Source organism: Streptomyces sudanensis (assembly GCF_023614315.1).
Classification (GTDB): domain Bacteria; phylum Actinomycetota; class Actinomycetes; order Streptomycetales; family Streptomycetaceae; genus Streptomyces; species Streptomyces sudanensis.
Genome location: NZ_CP095474.1, coordinates 4,168,957 through 4,170,312 on the forward strand (window position 1 = coordinate 4,168,957; position 1,356 = coordinate 4,170,312).

At 77.9% G+C, this 1,356-nt stretch carries 1 pseudogene; it reads right to left on the bottom strand.

Features of this window, described 5'->3' with window-relative positions:
• Positions 1-164 precede the first annotated feature (164 nt).
• A pseudogene (locus tag MW084_RS19185) lies at positions 165-1,057 on the bottom strand (RNA polymerase sigma factor); the annotation flags it as partial.
• Between the last annotated feature and the right edge of the window lie 299 nt (positions 1,058-1,356).

Here is a 1,356-nt window from a genome sequence, read left to right on the forward strand (position 1 = left end):
GGGAGGAGGCGGGAGGGGAGGNCCCNNGGGACGCGCCGGGCGTCCGGGCCGGGGACACCGGCGCGGCGATCCCCCGGGGGGAGGGCTCCTTCCGGGCCGGTGCGGGGGCGTCGGGCGCCACCGGCCACAGCGCGGCCAGCAGCGCCCCGCCCACCAGCACGNNNACGGCCGCCACGGGCACCCACCCGCGTGCCGCGCCGCCCGCGCCGGACCCGCCCGCACCGGTGTGCGCCCCGCCCGCCGCGCCGGACGCGGAGGCCGCCGTGCCCGTGGTGACGGGCACCGCCGGGTACCCGGACAGCGGGACGACCAGGCCGAGGCCGGCCAGCAGCCCCTCGACCGGCAGCAGGTCCGCCCGGTGCCCGCCGCAGACGCGGCAGCCGCGCACGTGCCGTGCGACGCGCTTGCGCCACACCGGCGCCGGACGCCCGTCCCAGTCCGCCGTCAGCCGTGCCAGCGCACCGCACCGGGGCCTCGCCGCCAGCGCGCGCACCACCACCCGGCCCGTCTCCAGCTGCGCCTTCATCCGCTGCACCCGCACCGCCGCGTGCCGTGCCGGGACGCCCAGCGCCTCGGTCAGTTCCGCGCGGGTGAGCCCGCCCGACACCTCCTGCCACCACAGGGAGAGCAAGGCCCGGTCGTCCTCGTCCAGCCAGCGGGTCGCCTCGGCAACCTCCCGCCGCTGACCGGACAGGCCGAGCCGCAGGATCGTCAGGTCCACGAAGTCGCCCGCCGGGTCCGGTCGTTCCGCGACGCGCTCCAGCGACGCGACCGGCGCCTGCCGGCGGTCGTTCCAGCGGCGGCGTATCTGGTTCATCGCTATGGCGACCAGCCAGGACCGGAACCGGGACGGCTCACGCAGCCCGCCCAGCCCGTCCAGCGCCCGGAACATGGTGTCCTGGACCACGTCGTCCACGTCCGCGTGGCCGTCCAGCGCCCGCCCCACCACGTTGTAGACCAGCGGCAGGTAGTCCTCGACGAGCCGTTCGCGCGCCCGGACGTCACCCGCCCGCGCCGCGGTCACCAGCTCCGGTACGTGCTCGCTGTCCCTGTGCATGTCGTGCCTCGTCCCGTCGTTCCGTACGGCCTCGTCGTCGGGAGACCCCGCGGCGCGGTCCCGACAACGGAAAACAGCCGGACCCTACGCACCCGGGCGCATCCGCCCCAACCGCGAACGCGCCCGGCAGCGCCGGGCCTTGGCGCCCGCGGGGCACGGAAGCGACGTTCCACGTGAAACCTTCCGGGACGGCCCCGCCACGGCCTCGCGCCCGCGTGCCGCCGAACACCCCNCCNGTNTACTACNCTNNGNNNNTNGGCNCCGTCCGGAGCGCCCGGCCGCCGGCGGGCNGACGCCCC